Source organism: Asticcacaulis machinosus, from assembly GCF_028550435.1.
Lineage (GTDB): Bacteria > Pseudomonadota > Alphaproteobacteria > Caulobacterales > Caulobacteraceae > Asticcacaulis > Asticcacaulis machinosus.
This window is the reverse complement of the sequence record NZ_JAQQKV010000002.1, coordinates 993,535-1,019,473: the sequence shown is the minus strand read 5'-3', so window position 1 is coordinate 1,019,473 and position 25,939 is coordinate 993,535. Positions and strand designations below refer to the sequence as shown.

General features: G+C 57.1%; 26 protein-coding genes. 11 read left to right on the top strand and 15 right to left on the bottom strand.

Going from position 1 to position 25,939, the window contains the following annotated elements:
* Positions 1-122: 122 nt before the first annotated feature.
* The 3 genes from PQU98_RS13070 (at position 123) to PQU98_RS13060 (ending at position 1,822) form a co-directional block, all read left to right on the top strand.
* Positions 123-530, top strand: a complete 408-nt coding sequence (locus PQU98_RS13070) for a helix-turn-helix domain-containing protein (protein ID WP_272745375.1) — start codon at positions 123-125, stop codon at positions 528-530.
* 103 nt (positions 531-633) lie between these two features.
* A complete protein-coding gene (gene lra1, locus PQU98_RS13065; RefSeq protein WP_272745374.1) occupies positions 634-1,395 on the top strand; it encodes an L-rhamnose 1-dehydrogenase Lra1 in 762 nt (253 codons plus the stop codon).
* A 115-nt stretch (positions 1,396-1,510) separates the two neighbouring features.
* Positions 1,511-1,822 carry a hypothetical protein gene (locus PQU98_RS13060; RefSeq protein WP_272745373.1) on the top strand — a complete coding sequence of 104 codons (312 nt, stop codon included), beginning with the start codon at positions 1,511-1,513 and terminating at the stop codon, positions 1,820-1,822.
* Here PQU98_RS13060 and PQU98_RS13055 read toward each other — a convergent pair.
* The 8 genes from PQU98_RS13055 to PQU98_RS13020 all read right to left on the bottom strand — a co-directional run bounded on the left by PQU98_RS13055 (position 1,819) and on the right by PQU98_RS13020 (position 8,093).
* Positions 1,819-2,484, bottom strand: coding sequence for a MarR family winged helix-turn-helix transcriptional regulator (locus PQU98_RS13055; protein WP_272745372.1), 666 nt, complete (start codon positions 2,482-2,484; stop codon positions 1,819-1,821). The two genes, PQU98_RS13060 and PQU98_RS13055, sit on opposite strands and share 4 nt — an antisense overlap.
* A 93-nt stretch (positions 2,485-2,577) precedes the next feature.
* Entirely contained in the window at positions 2,578-3,210 is a 633-nt protein-coding gene (locus PQU98_RS13050) for an inner membrane-spanning protein YciB (protein WP_272745371.1), read from the bottom strand.
* 146 nt (positions 3,211-3,356) lie between these two features.
* Positions 3,357-4,301, bottom strand: a complete 945-nt coding sequence (gene ftsY, locus PQU98_RS13045) for a signal recognition particle-docking protein FtsY (RefSeq protein WP_272745370.1) — start codon at positions 4,299-4,301, stop codon at positions 3,357-3,359.
* A gap of 12 nt (positions 4,302-4,313) precedes the next feature.
* The gene (gene mtaB / locus PQU98_RS13040; protein ID WP_272745369.1) at positions 4,314-5,636 is read right to left on the bottom strand and encodes a tRNA (N(6)-L-threonylcarbamoyladenosine(37)-C(2))-methylthiotransferase MtaB; all 1,323 of its coding nucleotides are present in this window, start codon (positions 5,634-5,636) and stop codon (positions 4,314-4,316) included.
* Positions 5,629-6,465: a diaminopimelate epimerase gene (gene dapF, locus PQU98_RS13035; protein WP_272745368.1), complete on the bottom strand. Its 837-nt coding sequence runs from the start codon at positions 6,463-6,465 to the stop codon at positions 5,629-5,631. The genes mtaB and dapF overlap by 8 nt, the downstream gene beginning before the upstream one ends.
* A gap of 75 nt (positions 6,466-6,540) precedes the next feature.
* The gene (locus tag PQU98_RS13030) at positions 6,541-6,927 is read right to left on the bottom strand and encodes a type II toxin-antitoxin system death-on-curing family toxin (RefSeq protein ID WP_272745367.1); all 387 of its coding nucleotides are present in this window, start codon (positions 6,925-6,927) and stop codon (positions 6,541-6,543) included.
* Complete coding sequence (locus PQU98_RS13025; protein WP_267525306.1) at positions 6,924-7,145, bottom strand: AbrB/MazE/SpoVT family DNA-binding domain-containing protein; 222 nt, start codon at positions 7,143-7,145, stop codon at positions 6,924-6,926. Before PQU98_RS13025 ends, PQU98_RS13030 begins: the two co-directional genes overlap by 4 nt.
* A gap of 39 nt (positions 7,146-7,184) precedes the next feature.
* Positions 7,185-8,093, bottom strand: coding sequence for a hydrogen peroxide-inducible genes activator (locus tag PQU98_RS13020; RefSeq protein WP_272745366.1), 909 nt, complete (start codon positions 8,091-8,093; stop codon positions 7,185-7,187).
* Positions 8,094-8,239: 146 nt separating this feature from the next.
* Here PQU98_RS13020 and ahpD point away from each other — a divergent pair, with 146 nt between their 5' ends.
* From ahpD to PQU98_RS13000, 4 genes are all read left to right on the top strand, one after another.
* Positions 8,240-8,797 carry an alkylhydroperoxidase, AhpD family gene (ahpD, locus tag PQU98_RS13015; protein ID WP_272745365.1) on the top strand — a complete coding sequence of 186 codons (558 nt, stop codon included), beginning with the start codon at positions 8,240-8,242 and terminating at the stop codon, positions 8,795-8,797.
* A 98-nt stretch (positions 8,798-8,895) separates the two neighbouring features.
* Positions 8,896-9,459 carry an alkyl hydroperoxide reductase subunit C gene (gene ahpC, locus PQU98_RS13010; protein ID WP_272745364.1) on the top strand — a complete coding sequence of 188 codons (564 nt, stop codon included), beginning with the start codon at positions 8,896-8,898 and terminating at the stop codon, positions 9,457-9,459.
* Positions 9,460-9,636: 177 nt separating this feature from the next.
* Entirely contained in the window at positions 9,637-11,229 is a 1,593-nt protein-coding gene (gene ahpF / locus PQU98_RS13005; RefSeq protein WP_272745363.1) for an alkyl hydroperoxide reductase subunit F, read from the top strand.
* Positions 11,230-11,337: 108 nt separating this feature from the next.
* Positions 11,338-12,381, top strand: coding sequence for an alpha/beta hydrolase (locus PQU98_RS13000; RefSeq protein WP_272745362.1), 1,044 nt, complete (start codon positions 11,338-11,340; stop codon positions 12,379-12,381).
* A gap of 8 nt (positions 12,382-12,389) precedes the next feature.
* On the opposite strand, the gene PQU98_RS12995 is transcribed toward PQU98_RS13000, so the two are convergent.
* Together PQU98_RS12995 and PQU98_RS12990 are read right to left on the bottom strand one after the other, a co-directional pair.
* Positions 12,390-13,316: a TraB/GumN family protein gene (locus tag PQU98_RS12995; RefSeq protein ID WP_272745361.1), complete on the bottom strand. Its 927-nt coding sequence runs from the start codon at positions 13,314-13,316 to the stop codon at positions 12,390-12,392.
* A gap of 32 nt (positions 13,317-13,348) precedes the next feature.
* Complete coding sequence (locus PQU98_RS12990) at positions 13,349-14,215, bottom strand: glutamate racemase (RefSeq protein WP_272745360.1); 867 nt, start codon at positions 14,213-14,215, stop codon at positions 13,349-13,351.
* 144 nt (positions 14,216-14,359) lie between these two features.
* Here PQU98_RS12990 and PQU98_RS12985 point away from each other — a divergent pair, with 144 nt between their 5' ends.
* The 3 genes from PQU98_RS12985 to PQU98_RS12975 all read left to right on the top strand — a co-directional run bounded on the left by PQU98_RS12985 (position 14,360) and on the right by PQU98_RS12975 (position 18,884).
* On the top strand, positions 14,360-16,477 hold the full coding sequence (locus PQU98_RS12985) for a M3 family metallopeptidase (RefSeq protein ID WP_438263874.1): 2,118 nt from the start codon (positions 14,360-14,362) through the stop codon (positions 16,475-16,477).
* A 75-nt stretch (positions 16,478-16,552) separates the two neighbouring features.
* Complete coding sequence (locus tag PQU98_RS12980) at positions 16,553-16,678, top strand: entericidin A/B family lipoprotein (protein WP_189484540.1); 126 nt, start codon at positions 16,553-16,555, stop codon at positions 16,676-16,678.
* A gap of 37 nt (positions 16,679-16,715) precedes the next feature.
* The gene (locus tag PQU98_RS12975; RefSeq protein ID WP_272745359.1) at positions 16,716-18,884 is read left to right on the top strand and encodes an FdhF/YdeP family oxidoreductase; all 2,169 of its coding nucleotides are present in this window, start codon (positions 16,716-16,718) and stop codon (positions 18,882-18,884) included.
* Positions 18,885-18,897: 13 nt separating this feature from the next.
* Here PQU98_RS12975 and bamJ read toward each other — a convergent pair whose 3' ends face one another.
* Complete coding sequence (gene bamJ / locus PQU98_RS12970) at positions 18,898-19,395, bottom strand: BamJ family beta-barrel-assembly machinery protein (protein ID WP_272745358.1); 498 nt, start codon at positions 19,393-19,395, stop codon at positions 18,898-18,900.
* Positions 19,376-20,578 (bottom strand): threonine ammonia-lyase, encoded by a 1,203-nt coding sequence (locus PQU98_RS12965; RefSeq protein ID WP_272745357.1) that lies wholly within the window; start codon positions 20,576-20,578, stop codon positions 19,376-19,378. Before PQU98_RS12965 ends, bamJ begins: the two co-directional genes overlap by 20 nt.
* Positions 20,579-20,861: 283 nt before the next feature.
* Between PQU98_RS12965 and PQU98_RS12960 the strand changes: the two genes are divergently transcribed.
* Positions 20,862-22,898: an NAD(+) synthase gene (locus PQU98_RS12960; RefSeq protein WP_272745356.1), complete on the top strand. Its 2,037-nt coding sequence runs from the start codon at positions 20,862-20,864 to the stop codon at positions 22,896-22,898.
* On the opposite strand, the gene PQU98_RS12955 is transcribed toward PQU98_RS12960, so the two are convergent.
* The 3 genes from PQU98_RS12955 to PQU98_RS12945 form a co-directional block, all read right to left on the bottom strand.
* Complete coding sequence (locus PQU98_RS12955) at positions 22,889-24,055, bottom strand: SGNH/GDSL hydrolase family protein (RefSeq protein ID WP_272745355.1); 1,167 nt, start codon at positions 24,053-24,055, stop codon at positions 22,889-22,891. The genes PQU98_RS12960 and PQU98_RS12955 overlap by 10 nt on opposite strands.
* Positions 24,055-24,360 (bottom strand): hypothetical protein, encoded by a 306-nt coding sequence (locus PQU98_RS12950; protein ID WP_272745354.1) that lies wholly within the window; start codon positions 24,358-24,360, stop codon positions 24,055-24,057. Before PQU98_RS12950 ends, PQU98_RS12955 begins: the two co-directional genes overlap by 1 nt.
* Before the next feature lie 82 nt (positions 24,361-24,442).
* The gene (locus tag PQU98_RS12945; protein WP_272745353.1) at positions 24,443-25,864 is read right to left on the bottom strand and encodes a serine hydrolase domain-containing protein; all 1,422 of its coding nucleotides are present in this window, start codon (positions 25,862-25,864) and stop codon (positions 24,443-24,445) included.
* Between the last annotated feature and the right edge of the window lie 75 nt (positions 25,865-25,939).

Below are 25,939 nucleotides of genomic sequence, written 5' to 3'. Positions count from 1 at the left end.
TGATCGAAAATTCGTAAATTTGAGCAATTATGCTCATTTCCACGCTTGTCAATCTTTTAGTTCCAATATATGACTTGAATGACTATATTACAGAGCAAAAAACGTCAATCTCGAAAATGATAATGCGCAGTGAGGACAAGGGCGACGCAAAACCAATCACGGGCAGTCAGACTCTTATCCGGGGCCTGAACATTATCGAAGCCGTGAGCCGGGGCGCCTCGTCTCTGAATGCACTGTCAAATGATCTGGGACTGACGCGCTCAACCACTTACCGGCTGGCGTCGGCACTGGTGGAACGGGACTATCTGGTGACTGTGCCACGTGGCGGTTATGCCCTTGGCCCGCGCCTGCAAGCCTTACGGTTAGAGCCGGGTCTGAGTGCCGCGGTCATGTCCGGAGGGGTTCAGGTGGCGACACTTGAACTGTGCAAGTTCGCTATGCCGGTCAGTGCGGCACGGATGGAGGTTTTGAGTGAGGCGGTGCGTCTATGTGCAAAGACCATAGGCGATCGACTGGCTCAGGATGACTGACTAAAGAGTGAGAGCTTAGGGGCCCAAACCCCGACGCCAAACAAAACAGGGACAACAGGACGTTTCAGAGCCTGGGACGGTTGAGACAACGAAGAGAGAAAAAATGCTGCTTGAAAACAAAGTCATGCTGATCACCGGTGCTTCAAAAGGGATCGGTCGCGGCATAGCCGTAGGTGCCGCAAAACATGGTGCCAAAATCGGCATCAACTATGCCGGTGACGATGCTGCAGCCTCGGCCACTGTGGCTGAAATCAAGGCTGCCGGCGGCGAAGCTTTCGCGCTTAAGGGCGATGTTTCTGATCCGCAATCGGCCAAGGACTTCATTCAGGCCGGCGTAGACCACTTTGGCAAGATCGACAGCTTTGTGTCGAACGCGGGCATCTGCCCGTTCCACGCTTTCCTTGATATGCCGCAGGAGGTGCTGGAACGCACCCTGCGCGTCAATCTGCACGGCGCCTGGTATATGTCTCAGGCCGCCGCCAACCAGATGGTCAAACAGGGGCATGGGGGTACCCTGATCGCCGTATCTTCAATCTCGGCCCTCGTCGGCGGTGAATATCAGACCCATTACACCCCAACCAAGGCCGGTGTCCTGTCGCTGATGCAATCGACCGCCATTGCGCTGGGCAAGCACGGCATTCGCTGCAACGCGCTGCTGCCCGGCACCATATTGACCGACATCAATAAGGACGATCTGGCTGACGATGCCAAGCGTCAATATATGGAGAGCCGCACCTGCCTTGGTCGTTTGGGTCAGCCCGAAGATATGGCGGGACCGGCTGTATTCCTCGCGTCCGATCTGGCCGGTTATGTCACCGGCGCGTCCTTGCTGGTGGACGGTGGTTTGTTCGTGAACCTGCAATAGACCTTCACGTACATTTTTGAGTTTCTGTTGCCACCCGAAGTTGTTTCGGGTGGCAAAGTTTTTTGTGAAGATATATTAACCATATAACCACTGATTTTCATGTAGGTTTACGGTTATGGCCACTCCGATTCGCCCGTCCCTTGCTGATGCCCTGCGCGCCCGCCCAAACGTAGGCCCTGCGCCTGCGGCACCTGCTAATGCAGAGACCGCGCGCCTTGATGCTCAGCGGGCTTTTTTCCAGAAAGCTCTGGGCAATACATCATCCCAACCCACGGCCAATACGCCTGCAACTATAGCCCCCGCCCGCACGCAGGTGCAGCCTGCCGTGACGCCAGCCAACTTCAAAGCCGCCGATGTCGCCAGCAATACAGGCGCGGAAAACCTGACGCCCCTGCGCCCCGGCTCATTATTGAATATTATCGTCTAAACTTCGGGCTCTTTGACCAGTTCAGGTGCATCGACCTGACTGAGATCCGCCCCTTCGCTGAGCGGCGGGAACGGCAATTTCTCAGCCTTTTTCGCCTTTTTCGGCTTCTTATCTTTTTTAGGTTTGGTCGCCTTGGCGGCCTTTTTCGCGGCTTTCAGCGCCTGCTTTTCTTCATCGCTCAAGGGGGCAGGCGCACTTAGTTCCGCCTCACGGGCAGACGTGATTTTACGCAGCAATTTGACAAAGCTGTCGCGCTTGGGCGGGGCCAGCAGCGACAGAATTTTCTCATCGGCCGCCAGAACCTTGGGCGTCATATCGGCAAGGGCCGCCACCCCATCCTCAGCCAGCCGCACCAGATTGGCACGGGCATCAAGGGCGGACTTCTCGCGCGCCAGAAGCCCTTTGGTCGTCATACGCGCGACCATATCGGCAAGCGTCGAGCGATCAATGCCTGTTGAGCGCACCAGATCGGTCTGGGTCAGGCCATCCGAACCTTCCAGCGCCTTCAGCAGCGCATACTGACGTTGGGTCAGAGCCGTACCGCCCGTTTCCGAACCATAGATATCAAGGGCGATTTGCAAAACCCGATGCAGCAAATGGGAGGGTGAATCTTCGAGAACGCTTTTCGCGGACATAACGCGCTTAACCTTATGCTTTTTCATAGATTCCCCACCTCGAAACCAATCGTGGCGGCATCTAAGCACCATTATATATCAGAATTACGACATTTCCATCCGCACACGGACAACCCTTGCCTATTCCTTATCCATGCCCACCATATTTTTCATCAGAAATGGCGTCAGCGCCAATGAAAAGCCAATGGTGACGAAAAACAGCGACGCTTTCCACACCACCCAAAAATCATTGGATTGGGTACGCCAGATAATCTCATTGGCAATGGCGACCACAAAAAAGAACAGGGCATAATAGAGCGTAAGCTTGCCCCAAGCGTCCTCTTTCAGTTTCAACGTCTCCCCCAGCAAGGCTTTTAGCGGTTGCTTTTTCATCACCAGCCCGCCGATCAGCACGGCGCCGAACAGGGCATTGAGGATGGTCAGCTTGATCTTGATAAAGCTTTCGTCCTTAAGATAGATCGTCAGCCCACCGAAAATGATCGCCGCCACACCCGCAATCAGCGGCATGATCGCCAGCCGCTTTTCCAGCACAAATCCTGCGATCAGCGCAATCGCCGATCCGGCGACCAATACAGCGGTCGCCCAGATGAAGTTTTTGGTGGTGAAAAACACCAGCGCAAAAATCAACGGCGCCCCAAAATCGATCGCCATCTTGACCCAGTTGGTGGCCACGGGCGCCGGTGCGTCAGCATCGACCGGTGCGATGACCGGCTCAGGTTCGGTCGTTTCGTTTTTCTTCAGCGGTTCAGACATAAACAAATCCTGCGATAATTTCCCTCTCCCTGCTCGCGGGGAGAGGGTTAGGGTGAGGGGCAACTTATCAAGAGGCTGCAATGCCCCTCATCCGGCATTCGACAAATCGAACGCCACCTTCTCCCCGTCAATACGGGGAGAAAGAATTAACCTAATGGCTCAAGGCCGACCATAGAACGGGCAAATTCCCGTGCCTTAAACGGCTGTAAATCATCGATATCTTCGCCCACGCCAATCAGCTTAATGGGCGCGTCAGACGCCTTGGCGATCGGCACCAGAATGCCGCCGCGCGCCGTACCGTCGAGCTTGGTCATAACCAGGCCCGACACAAAAGCCTGACGGCCAAAAATCTGTTCCTGCGCCAAGGCATTGCGACCGACCGTCGCGTCCAAGACCAAAAGGGTTTCATGGGGCGCGCCGTCGATGACCTTTTTAATCACCCGCACAATTTTGAGCAGTTCATCCATCAGTTGCTGTTTGTTTTGCAAACGCCCGGCGGTGTCGATCAGGACCACATCATAGTTCTCTTCTTTGGCGCGCACGCAAGCATCATAGGCCAGACCCGCGGCATCGGCGCCAGTTTTGCGGCCCATGAAATCGGCACCCGCCCGTTGCGCCCAGACCTTAAGCTGCTCAACGGCCGCTGCCCGGAAGGTATCGCCCGCCACGATCAGAACCCGCGCCCCTTTCGAGGTCAGATCAGCGGCAATTTTACCCAGGGTCGTTGTCTTGCCCGACCCGTTCACCCCGACAAACAGAACGATATAGGGCTTGGGGCCCGACAGGGCGTCAAATGTGTCTTCGCGCCCGCTTAACTCATCGGCAATGGCATCGGCCAGCGCAGCCTTGATGGCGTTGGTGTCCTTAGGATCGTTGAACTTCTGCTGCGACAGTTTTTGAGCAATATCGGCAGCAATCTGCGGCCCGAAATCGCTTTCGATCAATAGGTCTTCAAGGTCTTCGAGCGCCTTTTCATCCAGAGGTTTTTGCGTGAAAACCGAAGTGATTTGCTGGCCGATCTCAGTCGAGGTCTTGGTCAGGCCTTGCGTCAATCGCGACAGCCATCCGCCTTTTTTCTTATCGTCGCTCATAAATATCCAGACTTAAATAAGCTCAGCCATCGCGCGTTTACCGTCATGGCCGGTTATGCGCATCCGCGCAAGCCCACCGACGGCCGCCTCGCCCGCAAAGGTCACTTCGGTAAAATCAGGCGCACGCGCAAAACCGGACTTTTCGACCACAGCCATGACCTCACGATCCGTTTGCCTATCAAGGTGACGGATCAGGGCCTGCGCCCCCTTGGCGCGTAATTGCTCGGCGCGGGCCTTGATCAGCGGGCGCGGGTGCTGCGGCATTTTCGCGGCTGGCGTTTGCGGGCGCGGACTGAACGGAAACACATGCAGAAAGCTTAAATCGCAGTCATCGACCAGCGACAGGGCACCCGCAAAATGCTCATCGGTCTCAGTCGGGAAGCCCGCGATCATATCTGCCCCAAAAGCAATATCCGGACGCACCGCCCGGATTTTTTCGACCAGAGCTATGCTGTCCGCGCGACTATGGCGGCGCTTCATGCGCTTTAAAATCATATCGTCGCCGTGTTGCAGCGACAGATGCAGATAAGGCGCCAGACGCTCTTGCTCGGCAAAGGCGCGCAGCAAGGTATCGTCAATCTCCGCTGCATCTATGGACGACAACCGAAGACGCTTAAGCTCCGGAACATGTTTCAGGATACGCGCCACCAGATGCCCCAGTTGCGGCGTACCGGGCAAGTCAGCCCCCCATGAGGTCATATCGACCCCGGTGAGGACGACTTCGTTATAGCCTTCGCCGACCAGCCGTTGAATTTGGCCTACCACATCACCGGCGGCCGCCGAGCGCGAATTACCGCGGCCATAGGGGATGATGCAGAATGTGCAGCGATGATCACAGCCATTTTGCACCTCGACATAGGCGCGGGCACGATCTTTCAGACCGTCAATCAGATGACCCGCCGTTTCCTTAACAGAGAAAATATCATTGACGACAATGCGCGCACTATCTGGTGTCAGGGAGTATGAGCCGGCCTTGGCCTTATCGCCATTGCCGATCAGGAAATCGACTTCAGGCATATTTGCAAAGGTATCCGGATCGGTTTGGGCTGCACAGCCGGTAACGATCAATTTAGCGTCCGGGTTTTCTTTGCGCGCCCGTCGGATGGCCTGACGCGCCTGACGCACGGCTTCGTTAGTGACCGCGCACGTGTTGAAGATGATCGCCCCGTCCAGCCCGTCTCCGGCAGCGGTTTTACGGATCACTTCGGATTCATAGGAATTCAGCCGGCATCCGAACGTCACGACTTCAACGCCGGTAGCGACATTAACCGGTGTGTCGGGCGTCTCGTTCAACGCCTCATGTTCGTGATGATGGGGATGCAGGGTATCAGCCATCAAGCTGGCCCTCAAATTCAACCTCAACCGGCCCGGTCATGATGACATGATCATCCGCGGCGCGCCACAGGATATGCAGCGGGCCGCCATCCATGATGACATTGCCGTGGCGTTCAGTCAGGCCACGGCGGGCGGCTGCGACTAAGGTCGCACAGGCACCCGTGCCGCAGGCCTTAGTGATGCCCGACCCGCGCTCCCACACCCGCATGCGGATCGTATTGCGGTCAATCACCTGTGCAAATTCGACATTCACGCCTTCGGGGAACAGCGGGTGATGCTCGATCAGGCTGCCGGATTTTTCAACATCGACCGCCATCACATCATCGACAAAAAATACCACATGGGGATTGCCCATGCTGACCGCCACCGGTGTGTGATATAGCGGCGCATCAATCGGCCCGATTTGTAGTTCAAGCCGCAGCGTGTCCATCTCTTCGCTTAACGGGATTTCCTCCCAGTTAAGCCGTGGCTTACCCATATCGACGCTGACCATGCCGGTGCGGGCATCCGCCTCAAGCACCCTGGCCGTCGTCGTCCCGCCCAGAGTGTCAATCGTCAGATCACCGCCATCTTTATCCAGAACCCAGCCAACACAACGCAGGGCATTGCCGCAGGTCTCGACCGTGCCGCCATCGGAATTCCATACCCGCATAAACGCATCGCCGATCTCAGACCCTTCGATGGCGATCAACTGATCAAAGCCAATGCCCGACGCACGGTCACCCCACGCGCGGATATCGTCCGGGCGCGGTGAAAAGCCAGTATCGCGGGCATCGATGACAATGAAATCATTGCCAAGGCCGTTCATTTTTAAAAAAGGGATTGGCATCTTCAGAAACGGACGGGTCATAGGCGGCTATATAGTCGCAAAATGCGCAAAACTGTAGGGGTTTGTTGAAAAAGCCTAAGTTGGGCTTAGATGCGTTCTGATCCAGTCTGCAAATGTGACTTCGGTAATATCACCGCTCGCAACACTTAGCATCGTTAGCACACAGGCGGCATCATCCGCCGTTAACTCAAAACCATTTAAAAGCAGAAAGAGTTCGATTGATACGAAAGCCGTGCGCTTATTACCATCCATAAAGGGATGATTGCGCGATATGCCATAACCATAGGCCGCTGCCAATTCAGCAATATCGGGCTGCCCATAATGCCTGATCTGCTGCGGACGCGCCACCGCCGACTGCAAAAGCTTCAGATCACGAATCCCTGCCAGCCCGCCATGTTCGGCAAGTTGTTCGTCATGAATAGCTAAGAGCGTATCTTCCCTGAGCCAGCGATATTCGCTCACTTAGCCAATTCCCGCAGCACATTACGGCGCTTTTTCATAATGGCGCGGGCGGCATCCATTTGGACGCTAAATTCTGGATCGTAAGGCGTTAAGGTATAACCTGCCGGAGATTCATTTAACCACAGGCTGTCGCCCTTATCGACCTTAAGGTGCCCAGCAACCTCTTTGGGTAGTATAACCCCCAAAGAGTTTCCGATTTTCGTTATTTTGAGTTCCATGACACACCTCGTTATAACAAAAGTTATAACAAATTGCCATCACGTCTGCAAGGTCTTGGCCAGCAGACGCGCTTCGGCGGCACGCGATGACCCGGCGCGCCAGATGACGACGATATCGCGGAACGCCTTATCGGACGCCAGTGGACGGATTGAAACTTCACTGCTGCCTACAAGGCCTGCCTCAACCGCCATAGCCGGCAACAGCGACACCCCAAGGCCAGACCCGACCATCTGCACCAGCGTATTGAGCGAGGTCGCCGCAAACCCACCCGCCAGGGTCTGCGGGCCGGTCATATCGACGCTGGCCCCGCTCCACTGGCAAGCCCCCAGCGCATGGTCGCGCAGACAGTGGCCATCTTCCAGCAGGATCAGTTCCTCATGTTTCAGATCATCCGGAGAAATGCTGCTGCCACGCGCTAATGGATGATCGCACGGCGTCGCCGCCACGATCGCATCCTTACAGATAAAGGCGTGATCCAGTCCGCCCAAGTCATAGGGCAGCGCAATAATAGCGGCATCGAGCGATCCGCTTTTCAGCGCCGAAATCAGCCGCGCCGTCTGGTCTTCGCGCAGGAACAGCTTCAGATGCGGGAAATCCTGCCGCAGCCTGATCAGGGCCTTGGGCAGCAGATAGGGCGCCACCGTCGGGATAACCCCCAGCCGGAACCGGCCCGATAACGGATGATTAGCGGCCTGAGCCGCCTCAACCAGATCTTCGGCCCGCGCCAGAATATCTTCGGCGCGTTTGAGGGTTTCTTCGCCGACCTTGGTCAGGATCACCTGTCCGCGCGCCCGGTCAACCAGCCGCGCCCCCAGAATTTTCTCTAGCTCGGCTATGCCGGACGACAGGGCCGGTTGTGACACATGGGCCGCTTCGGAAGCCGCCATGAAGCTTTGGTGGTGGGCCAGCAGTTTGAGATACTGAAGTTGTCTGAGCGTTGGTAACATGGCTTCCATATAAGGGAAACTTATCGCACATGCAAAATCAATCAAAATTATTTGAACACATTGTGCGCTCTTGCCGCAGACCAAACACCTGCACAAATCGCAAAAGAGGCCTATATTACCTTTAGAAAATACTGGAGGAAAACGATATGTCGCTCGAAGCTCTTACGCGTTTATTACCCGCCTATGCCCGTGACCTTTCGGTTAATCTGACCAATCTGGCTGATGAAACCCTGCTTAGCGAACAGCAGAAATGGGGTACATTTCTGTCCTGCGCCTATGCCGTAGGCGTTGCCGACGTCATCCAGCATATTGAGGCCGCCAGCGCTGCCGTTTTATCAGACGAAGCCGCCGACGCCGCCCGCTCTGCGGCCGCCATTATGGCTATGAACAATGTCTATTACCGGTCGCTGCACCTGATGCACAATCAGGAATACGCATCCTTGCGCGCAAGCCTGCGCATGAACGTTCTGGCCAATCCGGGCGTGCCTAAGCTTGATTACGAGCTTTGGTCACTGGCGGTTTCAGCCATCAATGGTTGTGGCCTGTGTCTGGATTCCCACGAAAAAGTCCTGCGGGGCCACGGCATGAGCAATGTGCAGGTTCAGGCGGCCTTGAAAATCGCGGCCGTGGTCAATGCGATTTCTTCCGTTATCCGCGCCGAAAACGGGCGCATTGCTCAAATTATTCCGCAGGCGGCTCAATAAGAAAAATCTATACAAATTTAAAATAAAATAGATTTGATTTTTGAGGCGCTTTTGGGAATAACCGTGACTTCTGCACTGCACAACCACGAGGAAGACCAATGGCGCTCATCAACACCCCCATCAAGCCGTTCAAAGCCACTGCCTATAAAGAAGGCAAGTTCGTCGACATTTCCGACACCGACACCAAGGGCAAGTGGTCGATCTTCTTCTTCTATCCGGCTGACTTTACTTTTGTCTGCCCGACTGAACTCGAAGATCTGGCCGGCATCTACCCGACCCTTAAGGACCTGAACGTCGAAGTCTATTCGGTCTCGACCGACACGCACTTCTCGCACAAGGCCTGGCACGACACCTCGCCCGCTATCGGCAAGATCAACTACTACATGGTCGGCGATCAATCCGGCACCATCACCAACAATTTTGACGTGATGCGTCCGGGCGTAGGTCTGGCTGACCGCGCCACCTTCCTGGTTGACCCTGAAGGCATCATCCAGTTCATGGAAATCACCTCCGAAGGCGTTGGCCGTAACGCTTCTGAACTGCTGCGTAAGGTCAAGGCCGCGCAATACGTCGCGTCTCACCCCGGCGAAGTGTGCCCGGCCAAGTGGGAAGAAGGCGAAAAGACCTTAGCACCTTCGCTCGACCTCGTCGGCAAGATCTAGTGGTCATGGGGGAAACAATCTTTCCCCCATGCGCCCCCTTTGACGTTGAGAAAAGCGCCCCTTGGAAAGTTCTTCTGGGGCGGCCTGCGGGCGCTTTTCACATTTTCCATATCCAGGCTTTACGGAGCCTGAATATAGACAATGATTTTCCCCTGATTTTTAAACTGGAGCCGTGCCATGCTTGACGCAGGTATGAAGACCCAACTGAAAGCCTATCTGGTAAACCTGCGCACGCCGATCGAACTGGTGGCGCATGTTGATGATGGCGCAAAATCGCGCGAACTGGTTGACCTGCTCGAAGATATCGTGGCGGCCTCGGATAAGGTGACGCTCAAGGTGTCATCCGGCGGTGAGCGCGTGCCGTCCTTTGATATCGTGCGCGCTGACAACCCCGAAGTGGCCGCAACCTTTGCGGGTCTGCCGATGGGCCATGAGTTCACCTCTCTGGTGCTGGCCTTGTTGTGGGTCGGTGGCCATCCGCCCAAGGTCGAAGCCGATGTGATCGAGCAGGTCAAGGCACTCGATATCGACGGCGAACTGCGCTTTGAAACCTATTTCTCTCTGACGTGTCAGAACTGCCCCGACGTGGTGCAGGCGCTGAGCTTGATGAGCGTGCTGAACCCGAAGATCAAACACGTTGCCATTGACGGCGCCTTGTTCCAGTCGGAGGTTGAGACCCGTCAGGTCATGGCCGTGCCCAGCATCTATCTTAATGGTGAGCTGTTCGGTCAGGGCCGTATGGGCCTGGAAGAAATTCTGGCCAAGATCGACACCGGCGCTCATGCCCGTGAAGCCGAAAAGATCAACGCCAAGTCGGAATTTGACGTGCTGATCGTCGGCGGCGGCCCGGCTGGTGCAGCCTCGGCCATCTATGCCGCGCGCAAAGGCATTCGCACCGGTGTGGTCGCGGAACGCTTTGGCGGTCAGGTGCTGGACACTATGGCGATTGAAAACTTCATTTCCGTGTCCCACACCGAAGGCCCGAAACTGGCCAGCGCGCTGGAGCAACACGTCAAGGAATATGACGTCGATATCATGAACCTGCAACGGGCGGTCGGTTTAGTCCCCGCCAGCGTCCCCGGTGGCTTGATCGAGGTCAAACTCGAAAACGGTGCCTCGGTCAAATCGCGCACGGTCATCATTTCGACCGGCGCCCGCTGGCGTCAGATGGGTGTGCCCGGCGAAGACCAGTACCGCAACAAGGGCGTGGCCTATTGCCCGCACTGCGACGGCCCGCTGTTTAAGGGTAAGCGCACGGCGGTCATCGGCGGCGGCAATTCCGGCGTCGAAGCGGCTATCGATCTGGCGGGCATTGTCGCTCACGTCACCCTGCTGGAGTTCGCACCGGAACTGCGCGCGGACGCGGTGCTGCAACGCAAGCTCTATAGCCTGCCGAACGTGACCGTCATTACCAACGCCCAGACGACCGAGGTTCATGGCGACGGTTCCAAGGTCACCTCCCTAGCCTATAAGGATCGCATCCACGACACGGCCCACACGATTGAGTTGGAAGGCATCTTCGTGCAGATCGGCCTTCTGCCCAACACCGAATGGCTTAAAGGCACCATCGCCTTGTCGCCACGTGGTGAGATCGAGATCAATGACCGGGCTGAAACGTCTGTGTCAGGTGTGTTTGCCGCGGGCGATGCCACGACCGTGCCCTATAAGCAGATTATCATTGCTATGGGCGAAGGCTCTAAGGCCGGACTGTCGGCTTTTGATCACCTGATCCGCACCTCAGCCCCGGCGGATACGATGGCGGCACAGTAATTTAACTCGCGCAAAAGTCCCTCGCTAACGCTCAGTGTACTTTTGCGCGATAACTTGAATTACAACCCTATATAGTTCACCCTCCCGCCTAAAAACGGGAGGATGATTATGTTCAGAGTTATAACGGCAGCTATGCTCGCCGCAATTTGGTCCGGTGTAGCAACAGCGCAAACACCGGCATCTTATAAGCCCGCCGACAGCCACATAAATCCTGAACTACTCACACCGCAACTGACGGATGTCGGCAGGGGGCGGCGGATGCACATGGCCTGCGAAGGCATAGGCTCTCCGACGGTCGTGTTTGATCAGGGCGGCGAAGGGGCCATTCCCAACTGGCGCTTTGTGCAACCCTATATCGCCAAAATTACCCGAACCTGTGTGTACGACCGCGCCGGATTTGGCCTGAGCGATCCGCCAACGGTGCCCATCACCGGCACGTCGACCACGGATGATCTGCGTACTCTGTTGAAATTACGTGGCGAGACTAAACCGATTGTCATCGTCGGCCATTCGATCGGCGGGTTCTACGGCACCCTCTACACTAATCGCTTTCCTGACCATGTAGCAGGCCTTGTTCTGGTCGATCCGGGTTTTGCCGGTCAGAACAATCCCGCTAATCCCGAAGACCGGCGCAAGCTTGTGGAAGATATCGATAAGGGCAATGGCGAACTAGCCAAATGTGCCCAGATGGCGCGGGAGAAACGACTCACCGGCGATGATCTGAAAGGCTGCTTCAAACTACCGGGCGGCATGTCTGAGACCGAGAAGGCCTATACAGTTCAGGCCCTGATCGATCCCAAATGGCATGAAGCCGAACTGTCCCAATCGCTGAACTATTTCCCATCCGCTGAGCATCCCGAAAGCCTGATGTGGCGGGAAGAACGCCTGACTCGGCGCGATTATGGCGACCTGCCTTTGGTCGTCCTGTCGGCAGGACGGATGTATCGGGATGCCTCTTATTCGGATGCCGGTTTCGCTGAATTTACCACTGGCTGGCGGGCGGGCCATGAACAACTGGCCAAGCGCTCAACTCGCGGCGAATTTATCTTTATCCCCGATGCCGGACATTTCATTCAGCGCAATCGCCCCGATATCGTGATTGATGCCATAACACGGGTCGTCGAAATGGCGCGCAAAGATGCCAAACCCTGAATATTCGACTATTCCGGTGCGCTGATCTTCAACCCTCGCGCCTGTAGCTGATCCAGCGCGCCGCCTTGGCGCAGCAGGGGCGACAGCGGCACAATCACCACCGTCTTGCCCGGTGTTTGCAGACCGCTATTGATGGCGCCCACAATGTCATCGACGCTGCGCTCCAGCATGGCCGTCCCGACGTCTGAGCCTTCAAGGCACGCGGCCATCACCCCGCCCTGATAGTTAGCGCGCACGGTGCGGATATCACCGACCGCCCAGGCGGCGGCGGCTTTGGGGGCGCGGTCCATATTGAAGTCAATATCGCCCAGCGTATAACGTAGGCAATCCTCGCTATCCTGGTCGCTCAGGCGGTTCAGGTCTTTCAGCACCGGCCCGGTTTTATACTTACCCGCAGGCCTGACCGGCACGCCCTGCCTGCGGGCGATGCGTACAATCGTATCGGTCGGCTCATCGGCGCTCAGGCGGCGCTTTTCCAGCACCTCACGCCGCAAGCGCGCCCCCGCCCACACCGGCTTGTCACGCACGAAGGATTTGGCCGACACCCCGGCCCGTTTGGCCGTCGCTTCAAAACGGGCATTCAGATCAGGCGGCAAGACATCTTTCAGTGTCTGCTTCCCCGGCAATCCCTTGGTGCGCAAAACCCGCACCGCATCACCCGCACTGGTCTTGGCATCGGGCGGGGTAATCAGCACCTTGGCGCCGCGCAACGCATTTTCGAGGCGTTTTGGGCTCCAGCCTTGCGATTTTGGAAAGACCGGCAGGATGCCGACGATCACCACCTCGGCCTCACCCTTTTTGACGCGCCACAGGGCCGGCCCCGGCGGACGCTTGGCCGCCACCACGACTTCGGTGTGGTTCCAGTCTTCGTCCGCCGCCTGCACCTGCGGCGCGGCGAGCATCAGAACCGTGAAAAAGAGCGCGATACGGAGCATTATTCCCCCATAAAGCCAATATGTGACCGTTTTTATGCGGCCGCGACCTGTGCTGCTGAAAAGGTCAGAGGCGCGCCCCAAAAGGTTTCAATCAGGGCCGACTGGGTTTTCGGCTCACCCGTCGTCAGGAACACCCGCTTGCCCGACGATCCGATATCAAATTCCGGATGGCGTTCAACGTAGCGGCCCATCGCCTCGGCCACCGAAGACGGTTGATGGATCAGGGTAGTGGTGGCGGGTAAAGCCGCTTTGAACAGGTCGGCGACGATTTCATAGTGGGTGCAGCCCAGGATGGCCCGGTCAGGCGCACGCCCGATGCGGGCCTTGAGGGCCGCCACATGACTATCGATCTTGGCTTTCAACGCCTCACGATCCGCCCCCTGCTCGATCATATCGGCCAGCCCCGGACAGGGTTCAGCAAAAACCGCCAGATCCTGACGGCGCTTATCGATTTCGATCTCATAGACGCGTGAATTGGCCGTCGCGCGAGTGCAGAACAGGCCCAGAATATCGAGGTTTTCAATCTTCGGCCCACGCCGTTCAGCCTCATGCTCCCACGGCAGGCCGGTCGCGGCCTCAATGGTCGGGACGATAATGCCCAGCACATTGACCGGTCGTCCGGCGGTTTTGCGATAGTCGGAAAGCCAGGTCGATTGCAGCCGCCGTAGCGCCACAGCCGAGGCCGTATTACACGCCAGTATAATCAGCGACGCGCCCTGATCGAACAGGGTTTCACAGCCTTGACGGGTCAGATTGACGATGTCTTCACCCGTCCGTTCACCGTATGGGGCATGTTTCTGATCGGCCAGATAGATAAAATCGGCAGACGGCAAACGCTCAACCAGGGCCCGATGGATGGTAAGCCCGCCAACACCGGAATCAAAAACGCCAATCGCCATAATCTGAACTATCCGTAATTCGCCAAACACGTACGGCCATGCTTAAGCTAAGCCCCGGTTCGCGTCCATATGTCTTGTGACTTGCCAGCTTAGCGCCCATATGATTTCTATTGTGACGATTGTGACAAATAACGAGGATTATTCATGACCATCGACCGCCGCACGACTTTGGGCCTTATGGCCGCCGCTGCCGCAGCCCCCACCGTTGGCTTTGCGCAAGGACCCGCCGCTAATCCACTGACGGCAGTATGGACCGGCCCCTATGGTGGCGTCCCGGCGTTTGATAAGGTCAAGGTCTCGGATTTCGAGCCGGCGTTTGATGACGCCATGACTATGCAGCGCAAGGAAATCGACGCCATTACCCGCGTCAAATCCATGCCGACGTTTGAAAACACCATCGTCGCCCTCGAAAAATCGGGGCAGGCGGTTGAGCGCGTCTATACCTATTACGGTATCTGGAGCGGCAATCTGTCCTCCCCCGAAGTTCAGGCCGCGTCCAAGGTCATCAGTCCGAAACTGGCGGCCTTCAGCGACGAGATCAGCCAGAATGAAGCCCTGTTTCAGCGGGTCGAGAGCGTCTATCAAAATCAGGACAAGATGAACCTGACGCCGGAACAAAAGCGTCTGTTGTGGGTCACCTATATCGGCTTTGTGCGCTCAGGCGCCAAGCTGTCGCCCGCCGCCAAGACTCGTATCGCTGAGATCAACAAAGAACTGGCCGGACTGTTTACCCAGTTCAGCGACAACCTGCTGCACGACGAAGAACAGGTCACCTATCTGACCAAGGCGCAGTTAAACGGTATGCCGCAGGCCTATATCGATAGTGCTGCCGCCACTGCCAAAAAGAATGGCAAAGATGGTCAGTACGGCATCGTCAATACCCGCTCAGCCGCTGATCCGTTCCTGACCTTTGGCACTGATCGTGGTGCGCGCGAGATCATCTGGAAGGCCTTCGTCAATCGTGGTGATAATGGTGGGGCGCACGATAACAACGCCCTGATTTCCAAGATTCTGAAGCTGCGGTTTGAGCGCGCGCAATTGCTAGGCTATGCCACCCACGCTCACTGGCGGCTGGAAAACGCTATGGCCAAGACGCCCGACAATGCCACTAAGCTGATGGAAGCCGTCTGGCCTGCCGCGGTTGCCCGTGTGAAGGAAGAAGTGGCCGACATGCAAAAGATCGCGGATGCAGAAGGCACCAAAATCAAAATCGCCCCGTGGGATTACCGCTTCTATGCTGAAAAGGTGCGTAAAGCCCGCTACGACCTCGATGAAAACGCCATCAAGCCCTATATGCAGCTTGACAAGCTGGTCGAGGGCATGTTCTGGGCGTCGGGTCAAATTTACGGCTTCAGCTTTGAGCCCATCACCGATGTGCCGGTCTATCACGAAGATGTCCGCGTCTGGAAAGTTAACCGCGCCGGTAAACTCATCGGGCTGTTCTATTTCGACCCCTATGCCCGTCAGGGTAAGCGCTCCGGCGCATGGATGAACGCCTACCGCTCGCAGTCGCGCATGGACGGCAAGGACATCCTGACCATCGTGTCCAACAACTCGAACTTCATCAAAACCGCCGATGGCTCGCCGGTGCTGATTTCCTGGGACGATGCCTCGACCCTGTTCCATGAATTTGGCCATGCTATCCACGGCCTGTTGTCCAACGTCACCTATCCGTCATTGGCCGGCACGTCGGTGGCGCGCGACTATGTCGAATATCCGTCACAGCTCAATGAGCACTGGCTGGGCACCCCCGAAGTGCTCAACAAATTCGCCCTGCATGTTGAAACCGGCAAGCCGATCCCCGCCGATCTGGTCGCCAAGATCGAAAAGGCCGACACCTTCAATCAGGGTTTCGGGACGGTCGAATATCTGGCTTCGGCCCTGATCGACATGAAGCTGCACCTGGCGGGCGGGGCCGATATCGACGCCGATAAGTTCGAGCGTGAGGAACTGACCAAGCTCGGCATGCCGTCCGAAATCGTCATGCGCCACCGCACGCCGCAGTTTGGCCATGTCTTCTCAAGCGATGGCTATTCGGCCGGATATTACTCCTACCTGTGGTCAGACACCTTAACCGCTGACTGCGCCGAAGCCTTCACCGAGGCAGGCGGTTTCTACGACAAGACCGTGGCCGATAAGCTGGTCCGGCAAGTCTTAAGCCGCGGCAATACGGTCGATCCAGCAGAAGCCTATCGTAACTTCCGCGGTCGCGATGCGGGCATTGCGCCCCTGATGCGCAAACGCGGCTTCCCGGTCGCGTAAGCTACCAAAATATATTGCTAATTCAGGGGCTCCGTCTTACCAATGGAGTCCCTTTTTTTATTCAGAGGTTGCCCCATGAAACGTCTGCTGATCATCGCCCTCATCGCTACCCTGCCGGTTCTGTCAGCCTGCAACACCGTCAAAGGCGTTGGCCGCGACATCGAATCGGTTGGTGACGCGATGGACAGAGCCACCAAGTAACCTTGCGTACACCGTCTGTTGCACGGCGGAGGATAGGATGAACAAACCCATTGTCGGCGGTGGCCCCAAAAAAGTGCTCTATGCGCTCAAAACCGCCCGCCGCATCGGCTTGGAAAACACCGCCAAGGCCTTGACCGCCCACAATACCTGCAAGGCCTGCGGGCTGGGCATGGGCGGGCAGCGCGGCGGCATGACCAATGAACTGGATGAGTTCCCCTCCGTCTGCAACAAATCGATTCAGGCCCAGTCGACTGATATTCAGCCGGGCATTCCGGTTGAAGTTCTAACCCATTCTCTGGCCGATCTGCGTGAACTGGATGGCCATGAGCTTGAACATCTGGGGCGGCTATCGACGCCTATTTACAAATCCCGTTATGCTGACCGTTTCGAGCCGATATCGTGGGATGACGCGCTGGATCTGGCGGCGCGCCGGTTTTTGGCCACAACACCTGAGCGGACGTTTTTCTATTCATCAGGCCGGTCATCCAATGAGGCCGGGTTTGTGCTGCAACTGTTGGCGCGGGCTTTTGGCACCAACAATGTCAATAACTGCTCCTACTATTGCCATCAGGCGACCGGTGTAGGGCTTGGCACCACCATCGGTACCGGCACCTCGACGGTTGAGTTGGAAGACTTAAGCCTGTGTGATTTCATTCTGGTGATCGGGGCCAATCCATCATCGAACCATCCGCGCTTTATCCATCAGCTTAAAAAATGCCGGGAACGCGGCGGCGAAGTGGTGATCATCAATCCGGCCAAAGAAGCCGGACTGGTCAAATTCGCCATCCCCAAAAGCCCGAAATCCATGCTCAAGGGCGGAGACTTTATCGCCTCGGATTACCTGCAACCGCGCATCGGCTCGGACATGGCCGTCCTCAAAGGGCTGGCCAAGGCCGTGCTGGCCGCAGGGGCCGAGGACACCGACTTTATTGCGCAGCATAGCCATGATTTCGCAGCGTTCCGCGCCGACATAGAGGCGACCGGCTGGGACGAGATCGAAGCCGCGACGGGATTGACGCGCGCCGATATTGAGCGGGTGGCGGCTCTTTACTCAAAGGCCAAATCGGCTGTGTTTGCCTGGGGCATGGGCATTACCCATCACCTGAACGGCGTCGATAATGTCGAATATATCGCCAACCTCGCCCTGCTGCGCGGCCAGATCGGGCGAGTGGGCGCGGGTCTTTTGCCGCTGCGTGGCCATTCCAATGTCCAGGGTATCGGCACCATTGGCGTCAAGCCCGTGCTGGCCAAAGAGGTTATGGCGAAGATGGAAGCGGCCTTTGGACTCACCCTGCCCGTTGAGACCGGCCTTGATACAATGGCCTGCATGAAGGCGGCAGCAGACGGTAAGATGGATGCGGCCCTGATAATGGGCGGCAACCTTTATGAGGCTAACCCAGACAGTTCATGGGCGGCGGAGGCGCTCAGTCAGGTGGGCTTTAAACTCTATCTGACCACCACGCTCAACAAGGGCCATATCCACGGTATCGATGATTCCGAAGCCCTGATCCTGCCGGTCACGGCCCGCGACGAAGAATGGCAGCCGACCACGCAGGAATCGATGTTCAACTATGTGCGCCTGTCGGACGGCGGGATTACGCGCCTGAAAACTGTGCGGCCGGAAAGCGATATTTTGTGCGATCTGGCTACGCGCTTGATGCCGGACTCACCCGTCGATTTTCAGGCCTTTAAAGCCCACAAAACCATTCGTGAAGCCATTGCTAAAATTGTTCCCGGTCTCGAAGACCTTGCCGATATCGATGTCGCCAAGCGCGAATTTCATGTGCGCGGCCGGCTGATGCACACACCGGAATTTCATACACCTGACGGTAAGGCCCGCTTTATTACCCGGCCTCTGCCGCCGGTGCGTGGGGACACTTTGCTGCTGACCACGGTGCGCTCAGAAGGCCAGTTCAACACCATCGTCTATGAGTATAAGGACAGCTACCGCGGTATGGACGATCGCTGGAGCGTCATGATGAATGTGGCGGATCTGGCGGAACATGGCCTCAGTGACGGCGGTAAGGCAACCCTTAGCTCCGATCATGGGATCATGGAAAACGTCACCGTGCGCGCCTTTGATATCGCGCGCGGCTCGGTCATGGCCTATTATCCGGAGGCCAATATTCTGACCGGCACCGCCGTCGATCCGCGCAGCCACACACCGGCGTTTAAATCGACGCCGGTGCGTATAAGGGCCGCTTAATTTACTTGGTCAGCTATTTGGGTTGAATGTCGATCAGTTCGATCTTGAACACCAGCACACTACCCGCCGGAATGGGGCCCATCGCCTGATCGCCGTAACCCATTTCAGCCGGGACATAGAGCATCCAGGTATCGCCTTTGTGCATCTTAGGGATAGCGATCTGCCAGGCCTTAACCAGCCCTTTGAGCGGAAACGCTGCCGGCACACCGCGATCATAGGACGAATCAAACTTGGTGCCGTCGATCAGCGTGCCCTCATAGTGCACCTTGACCGTATCGGTCACCGCCGGTTGCGGCGCGGTCGGAGCCGGTGACGACACGACCTTATAGTACATGCCGCCTTCGAGCGGCTTAACGCCCTCTTCCTTGGCGGTTTTCTCAAGGAACGCCTTACCGGCTTCGGCATTGGCCGCCACCGCGACCGGATCAGGGCCTTTGTTGCAGGCCGCGACCGCCATGACGCTAACAGCGGCAACCGCCGCCATCGCACGTTTAATCCATTCTGAGCGCATAGCCCGTTCTCCGCAAAGCTTCTTCGATTTCATAGGCATGGCGGGCGTCCTGGGTCTCGACCATGATGTCGAACTCGGCCCCCTTGGCCGGCACATCCAGCACCAGGCGATTGTGCGCCACATCGACGATATTGCCGCCCTTATCAGATATGACATCGGCCATGCGTGACAGCATGCCCGGACGGTCGTCGCCCAGTATGCGATAGGTCACCAGGCGCTTTTCGCGCACCAGCTCACGCTGAAGCACGCTGGCCAGCAGGCGCAGATCGATATTGCCGCCACAAAGCACGAGACCGACTTTCTGGCCTGCAAACCGTTCGGCGTGGCGCAGAACCGCCGCAAGGCCCGTAGCCCCTGCGCCCTCGGAGACGGTCTTCTCGACATTGACGAACATGGCGATGCCGCGTTCGATATCGGATTCGTCGATCACGATGACATCGTCTACCAAGGGATTGGCGACCTCAAAGGTCAGTTCGCCGACTTCCTTGACCGCAATGCCTTCGGCAATCGTCGCCCCGCCGGAGACGACATTCTGACGGTTGCGCTTGGCCGCAAAGGACGGATACATGGCCGCCTCGACACCGATGACCTTGATCTTAGGGTTGATCGCCTTGGCCGCGACCGCCATGCCGGCGATAAGCCCGCCGCCACCGACCGGCACCAGCATGACATCCAGATCCGGCACAGCCTCCAGCATCTCAATCGCCAGAGTGCCCTGCCCCGCCATGACATCATAGTCGTCAAACGGGTGAACATAGACGGCCCCGGCTTCGCGGCACAGATCCTGCGCGTGAGCCGACGATTCGTCGTAATTGGCGCCGGCAATCACCACCTTGGCGCCAAAGCTCTGGGTCTTCTGGATTTTCACGAACGGCGTGCCCTGCGGCATGACAATGGTCGCCGGAATCCCAAGACGCGTGGCATGATAGGCTAAGCCTTGCGCGTGATTGCCGGCTGACGCCGCATAGACACCGCGTGCGCGCTCCTCGTCGGTCAGTTGCGCCAACTTGTTCAGTGCGCCACGCTCCTTGAACGCGGAGGTCATCTGCTGGTTTTCGTACTTGACCCAGAGGCTGACCTTGGTGACGGCACTCAAGCGCTGGGAATAGGCGAACGGCGTCTTTAGTACGTGGCCTTCGATGCGCTGGGCGGCGGCCTTTACATCGTCAAACGTCAAACTCATGGGTATTCCGATTACGGTTGGGCAAACGAGGCCTTCCCTTAGCACCGGATTTTACATTCCATCTACAAAAAAGGCCGCACCAACGGTTCTGAGGGGCAGTTTTATACATCCCCGTAAGCACGGCTTTTAATTTCATATGATATGATATTTCAATATTCTACAATCCATATTTCATAAAATCATTATTTTTGACAATTTTTCATATTTTATAGCTACCTGATAATGAATTTTGGTCTAAAATTCACATTATATGGCCGAACACGCGTCACAAAAGATCTTAAAAATGCCAAAATTTGACATATCCACCTCTCATGGCTTTGTGCGCATTGCCTGCGTGACCCCAAAGGTGCATCTGGCCGATCCTCAGGCCAATCTGGCCGAACATCTGCGGCTGGCCCAACGCGCAGATGCGGCCGGCGCTGACCTGGTGGTCTTCCCGGAACTGAGCCTGACCGGCTATTCGCTGGATGATCTGTTTTTACAGCAGACGTTACAGGACTCAGCCAAACAAGCCGTCAGTGATCTGGTTCAGGCAACGCAAGCACTCCGCGCCGTTATGGTGGTTGGGGCCCCCCTTCAAATTGACGGCTCCGTGTATAATTGTGCGATAGTCATTGATCGTGGGCGTGTGTTGGGCGTCGTGCCCAAAACCTATCTTCCCAACTATCGTGAATATTATGAGCGTCGATACTTTGCCTCAGGTGCCGACCTGACCGGAACGACGATTGAGCTGGCTGGCGACAGTGCGTATGTCACCACAAACCAGACCTTTCAGGCGCGCGCTTTCGAAGCCTTTACGTTCGGGGTTGAAATTTGCGAAGATCTTTGGGCCCCTCAAACACCCGCAACGCAGTCAGCGCTCAATGGTGCAACGATCATTGTCAACCTTTCGGCCTCACCTGTTGTCATTGGGAAATCCCGCGCCCGTAAAAATCTGTGCGCGTCGGCATCAGAACGTCTGTTCTGTGCCTATGCCTACAGCGCGGCGGGCCCGGGCGAATCAACGACGGATCTGGCGTGGGACGGGCAATCGCTGATTTATGAGATGGGTAACCTGCTGGCCGAAGGCGAACGGTTCGCCAGCGGAACCCTGACCTTTGCTGATGTCGATGTTGACCGTATCGTGCAGGAACGGCTGCGCACAGGCACCTTTAATGACACCAGGCAAACACTTAGCGACCGGAGCCGGATGACGGCGCTCTTTGAATACCATCCCCACGACCTGAGCGATTTTCATCGCCACGTACCGCGCTTTCCCTATGTACCCTCTAACAAACACCGCCTTGATGAAGACTGCTATGAGGCGTTCAATATTCAGGTTCATGGCCTGATGCAGCGACTGGAATCGACCGGCACAAAGCATGTCGTTATCGGCATATCAGGCGGGCTGGATTCCACACACGCCCTGATCGTGGCGTGCAAGGCGTTCGACCGGCTGGGAATTCCGCGCGAGAATATCCACGGCTACACCATGCCCGGATTTGGCACGACCTTGGGCTCCAAGACCGATGCGCTCAAGCTGATGAAGGCGCTGAGCATCACCGGCGAAACCCTCGATATCCGCCCGGCCGCCAAGCGCATGTTGATGGACATCGGCCATCCATACGGTGAAGGCAAGCCGGTCTATGATATCAATTTCGAGAACGTGCAGGCAGGCCTGCGCACCGATTTCCTGTTCCGGCTGGCTGGTGAGAAAAAGGGCTTTGTGGTTGGCACCGGCGATCTGTCCGAACTGGCGCTTGGGTGGTCGACCTACGGCGTCGGCGATCACATGAGCCATTACAATGTCAATTGCGGCGCGCCTAAGACCCTGATCCAGCACCTGATCCGTTGGGCGGCGACTAAGGAGTTCGACGCCCGTACCGGACGGATTTTGAAATCAGTGCTGGAGCGCGAGATTTCGCCGGAACTGGTGCCGGTCGGGGCCGACGGGGCCTTGCAAAAGACCGAAGATAAGGTCGGCCCCTATGAGCTTCAGGACTTTACCCTGTACTACATCACGCGCTATGGCCTGAAGCCGTCAAAGGTCGCCTATCTGGCCTGGCAGGCGTGGAACGATAAGGACGCTGGCCAATGGCCGCAGGATTATCCCGACCATAAAAAGCGCAGCTACACTCTGGCCGAAATCAAAAAGTGGATGGAGGTGTTCCTGTGGCGGTTCTTCACAACGTCGCAGTTCAAACGCTCAGCCGTGCCCAACGGCCCAAAGCTGATCTCCGGCGGCGCGCTCAGCCCCCGCGGAGACTGGCGCGCCCCGTCCGATGCGACCGCCAAGATTTGGCTGGACGAACTGCGCACCAATGTACCCGATCAGTTATAGATTAGATCAGCAACCGCCGTGGCGATCTGGGCATAACCGCTGACATTAGGGTGCAGGGTATCACGCATCCAGCCAGCCCCATTAGCCGTAGCATAATCGATAAACCGTGCACGCAGATCGATGACCGGCAAACTGTTCGTGGCCCCAAGGGCCAAAATCGCAGCCGACAGCGTATTGAGATTGGCGGCATAGCTGCTGCCGATTGGGGTCGGGGCCATCAACACCACATCAGTGCCCGCCGCCTTGGCCGCAGCAATGACGGCCTGAACATGGCTTATAAACGTGGCCGTCGCCGTGGGCGAGGCCTGATTAGCGTCATTGATGCCGATATTGATAATCACCAGATCAGGATCATAGACGCTGATGGCATTGACCGGGCCATAGGCATAACCGGAGCCATTGTTGAGATCGGAGGCCTTGGCCCCCGACCAGCCCGCATTGAGCACCGATATTTCCCTGACCGCCGAATTATAGGCGATGATCCCGGCCAGATAGGTGGTCTCGGTGTTCTGCGCCCGAATATTGAGCACATTGGCGCCCATAGCTGTAGTCAGGGTATATTTTTCAAACGCCCCCGGCGGCGATGGGGTTTGCATATTCGAGACCGTTGCCAGATCAGCGCCATCATTGACGCTCAAAATCCACGCCCGCGCATTGCCCCCCGCTTTTGGGTTATAGACCTCAAACGTATCGCAGGCATTTATCGGCGCGAAATTGTATTTCGACGGCGGGCTATGGACGGATGCGGTTGTATGGTAACCGCCCAGGGTCGATCCGGCGACACCGGCAGCGGTTGAAAAGTTCCAGCCCTGACCGGAAGGAAAGGTCACCTGGTTATCATAAAGCCGTGTGTCAGAGGCGTTATTATTGCCTATGATCGAAGACCACGACGCTGTACCGCCGCGGGCATTAATAAGAGCGGCCAGTTGGGTGGGCCAGGCCCCCGCCTTATTATTGTCCCCCATGCCGGCCGCATAGGCCCCGTGCCCCGCCGTGGTGGAATCGCCGATGCACAGGATACGGGCATTGCGCTCACCCGCCGTAACCGCCGCACGGGCGGCGCGCCAGATCGGCAGGTCAGGCACCACCGGCCCGCTCACACCACGCCGCCTGCGCAAGGCGGATACCTGCGGCAGCTTTAATCCTAATGAGGGCATTAGTTATATAGCCCCCACACGCTGGCCGTGCCGCTGGCCACCACCGACAGGGCCGATACCCTGCGCACCGAGGTATCGGAGACCCAGCCATCAGCCACTTCGACCGTTACGGTCTGGGTATCATCATTGTCGGTCGGGATGTAGGTGATGCTGGCGCGGCCGCCACCGGTGACATGGACCACTACGGCCTTGGCATAGGGATCAAGGTCGGACGCACCGGGCGTAATCGGATGTTTGCGCCGCGCCTGACTCTGCGGCGTCGGCATGGAAGACGGGAACTGATCGCGATCGCGGGAATAGGGCATAGTTTAAGCCTCTGCTGGAAAACCAGCTTCTGAGGCTAAACGGCCCTTATGATGCGGGGATCAGGTGGCGGATAAGTCTGAGCTAGGGCAAGACAGCGGCGCACGCACTCATCAGAGCCGTTGATACCGCTTTTTGCGTTTCCGGCGCGGCGTCATTGCCCGCACTGGCGCAGACCACACCGGCTTTTGGGTCTACCATGACTTCGCAGTACCAGACGGTGTTCGATCCGTTGTGCCATAGGACGCCATCTTTGCGCACCACCCAACCCATAGCATAGTCACCGCCGAACGGCGGCGTGTGCAGGGTCTGCCATGAGGCCGTTTTCAGAAATGTTTCCGGCTGGTCGCGATGGACGGACAGATAGGTGAGCATGTCGGTCAGCGACATATGCACCCGCCCGGCAGGCCCAAGTGCCACGGGATTATCATTGGCAATTCTGGGCCCGACCGGAGCCGGTTTGCGTGTTTTGCCTAAGACTGCATGGCCGAGCGGCTGATCGATCATGCCCGCCCGCCCCGGCGCGCCAAAACCGGCCGAGGTCAGACCCAGAGGTTCAAAAACATAGGCCTTGATCAGGGTTTCCCATGACTGGCCGGTGATGTCTTCCAGCATGGCCCCGGCAACTATATAGCCATTATTAGAATAAACCATTGTCTCGGCCAGAGCCCCCACCGGCTTTTGTTTCAGCGCCGTCAGAGTATACCGTTTGCGCTCCTCACGGGCATCGGGCAACGGATCGCGCGAATAGCCCATGAGATGGAACATATCGATATTGGGCTGCAAACCCGCCCGGTGACTAAGCAAATGCCGAAACGTCGCGTCAAGATAGGCGGGGTTGATGTCTTTTGTGAACACTGACCCCACGCGGGTGTCCCAACTGACCTTACCCGCCTCGACCAGACGCGCAACAAGTGTGGCCGTCATGGACTTGGTGATTGAGCCCCAGTGCCACTGATCGGTTGACTGAACGGCGATTTCGTCCTCAGATGAGCGCGCCCCATTGACAATAATAACCGCAGCTTTGCCCTTAACTTGAGCGGCAGCCCCCAGAGCCGGCGTCCCGGCCCCGGTTCTTAGGGTTTGCAACAAGGCCAGGGTCAGCGGTTCTGCGGCAGCGGCTGGTGTTTCGGCAATCGTCTCACCGCGCTTTAAGGTCAGCGGAATAGCCGCCCCTTGCGTGAACGTGCCCGTCAGTGTGTCCTTATCGGTCAGTTCGCCCTCAAAGCGGGCCTTGATCGACTTAAAGCCGAGCACCACCTTGTTGCCGTCCAGTTTGACCTCACTGGCCGGAATTTCGGCATTGCCCTGATCAAGGCTGATGACCTTCGCCGTTTTGGCGTCAGTTATGACAAACCGGAGACGCAAGGATGTAGCGCCCACCGTAAGAGTCCCCGACCATATGCCGATCAGGTCAGAGTCCGCGGCTTTCGACACGCCCGAACAACTGATCAGACCGATAGAGGCCAGCAGAGATTTGATGTGAAAACGGCGCGACACAGACATAGATATCCCCCTGAAGTGTGGCCGGAGGATCAGACAACCGGCCACTACAATCAAGTGAATTTCCTGTTAGGTTCG

What these genes read in the sequence shown, in the direction of transcription:
- PQU98_RS12950 (WP_272745354.1), bottom strand. Translation starts at nt 24,360, where the DNA reads ATGCCCTATTCCCGCGATCGCGATCAGTTCCCGTCTTCCATGCCGACG.
- PQU98_RS12995 (WP_272745361.1), bottom strand. Translation starts at nt 13,316, where the DNA reads ATGCTCCGTATCGCGCTCTTTTTCACGGTTCTGATGCTCGCCGCGCCG.
- PQU98_RS12945 (WP_272745353.1), bottom strand. Translation starts at nt 25,864, where the DNA reads ATGTCTGTGTCGCGCCGTTTTCACATCAAATCTCTGCTGGCCTCTATC.
- PQU98_RS12980 (WP_189484540.1), top strand. Translation starts at nt 16,553, where the DNA reads ATGAAACGTCTGCTGATCATCGCCCTCATCGCTACCCTGCCGGTTCTG.
- dapF (WP_272745368.1), bottom strand. Translation starts at nt 6,465, where the DNA reads ATGCCAATCCCTTTTTTAAAAATGAACGGCCTTGGCAATGATTTCATT.
- PQU98_RS12955 (WP_272745355.1), bottom strand. Translation starts at nt 24,055, where the DNA reads ATGCCCTCATTAGGATTAAAGCTGCCGCAGGTATCCGCCTTGCGCAGG.
- PQU98_RS13020 (WP_272745366.1), bottom strand. Translation starts at nt 8,093, where the DNA reads ATGTTACCAACGCTCAGACAACTTCAGTATCTCAAACTGCTGGCCCAC.
- ahpF (WP_272745363.1), top strand. Translation starts at nt 9,637, where the DNA reads ATGCTTGACGCAGGTATGAAGACCCAACTGAAAGCCTATCTGGTAAAC.
- PQU98_RS12985 (WP_438263874.1), top strand. Translation starts at nt 14,360, where the DNA reads ATGACCATCGACCGCCGCACGACTTTGGGCCTTATGGCCGCCGCTGCC.
- PQU98_RS13070 (WP_272745375.1), top strand. Translation starts at nt 123, where the DNA reads ATGCGCAGTGAGGACAAGGGCGACGCAAAACCAATCACGGGCAGTCAG.
- ahpD (WP_272745365.1), top strand. Translation starts at nt 8,240, where the DNA reads ATGTCGCTCGAAGCTCTTACGCGTTTATTACCCGCCTATGCCCGTGAC.
- ahpC (WP_272745364.1), top strand. Translation starts at nt 8,896, where the DNA reads ATGGCGCTCATCAACACCCCCATCAAGCCGTTCAAAGCCACTGCCTAT.
- PQU98_RS12965 (WP_272745357.1), bottom strand. Translation starts at nt 20,578, where the DNA reads ATGAGTTTGACGTTTGACGATGTAAAGGCCGCCGCCCAGCGCATCGAA.
- PQU98_RS13060 (WP_272745373.1), top strand. Translation starts at nt 1,511, where the DNA reads ATGGCCACTCCGATTCGCCCGTCCCTTGCTGATGCCCTGCGCGCCCGC.
- ftsY (WP_272745370.1), bottom strand. Translation starts at nt 4,301, where the DNA reads ATGAGCGACGATAAGAAAAAAGGCGGATGGCTGTCGCGATTGACGCAA.
- lra1 (WP_272745374.1), top strand. Translation starts at nt 634, where the DNA reads ATGCTGCTTGAAAACAAAGTCATGCTGATCACCGGTGCTTCAAAAGGG.
- PQU98_RS13025 (WP_267525306.1), bottom strand. Translation starts at nt 7,145, where the DNA reads ATGGAACTCAAAATAACGAAAATCGGAAACTCTTTGGGGGTTATACTA.
- PQU98_RS12990 (WP_272745360.1), bottom strand. Translation starts at nt 14,215, where the DNA reads ATGGCGATTGGCGTTTTTGATTCCGGTGTTGGCGGGCTTACCATCCAT.
- PQU98_RS13055 (WP_272745372.1), bottom strand. Translation starts at nt 2,484, where the DNA reads ATGAAAAAGCATAAGGTTAAGCGCGTTATGTCCGCGAAAAGCGTTCTC.
- PQU98_RS12960 (WP_272745356.1), top strand. Translation starts at nt 20,862, where the DNA reads ATGCCAAAATTTGACATATCCACCTCTCATGGCTTTGTGCGCATTGCC.
- PQU98_RS13050 (WP_272745371.1), bottom strand. Translation starts at nt 3,210, where the DNA reads ATGTCTGAACCGCTGAAGAAAAACGAAACGACCGAACCTGAGCCGGTC.
- PQU98_RS12975 (WP_272745359.1), top strand. Translation starts at nt 16,716, where the DNA reads ATGAACAAACCCATTGTCGGCGGTGGCCCCAAAAAAGTGCTCTATGCG.
- bamJ (WP_272745358.1), bottom strand. Translation starts at nt 19,395, where the DNA reads ATGCGCTCAGAATGGATTAAACGTGCGATGGCGGCGGTTGCCGCTGTT.
- PQU98_RS13000 (WP_272745362.1), top strand. Translation starts at nt 11,338, where the DNA reads ATGTTCAGAGTTATAACGGCAGCTATGCTCGCCGCAATTTGGTCCGGT.
- mtaB (WP_272745369.1), bottom strand. Translation starts at nt 5,636, where the DNA reads ATGGCTGATACCCTGCATCCCCATCATCACGAACATGAGGCGTTGAAC.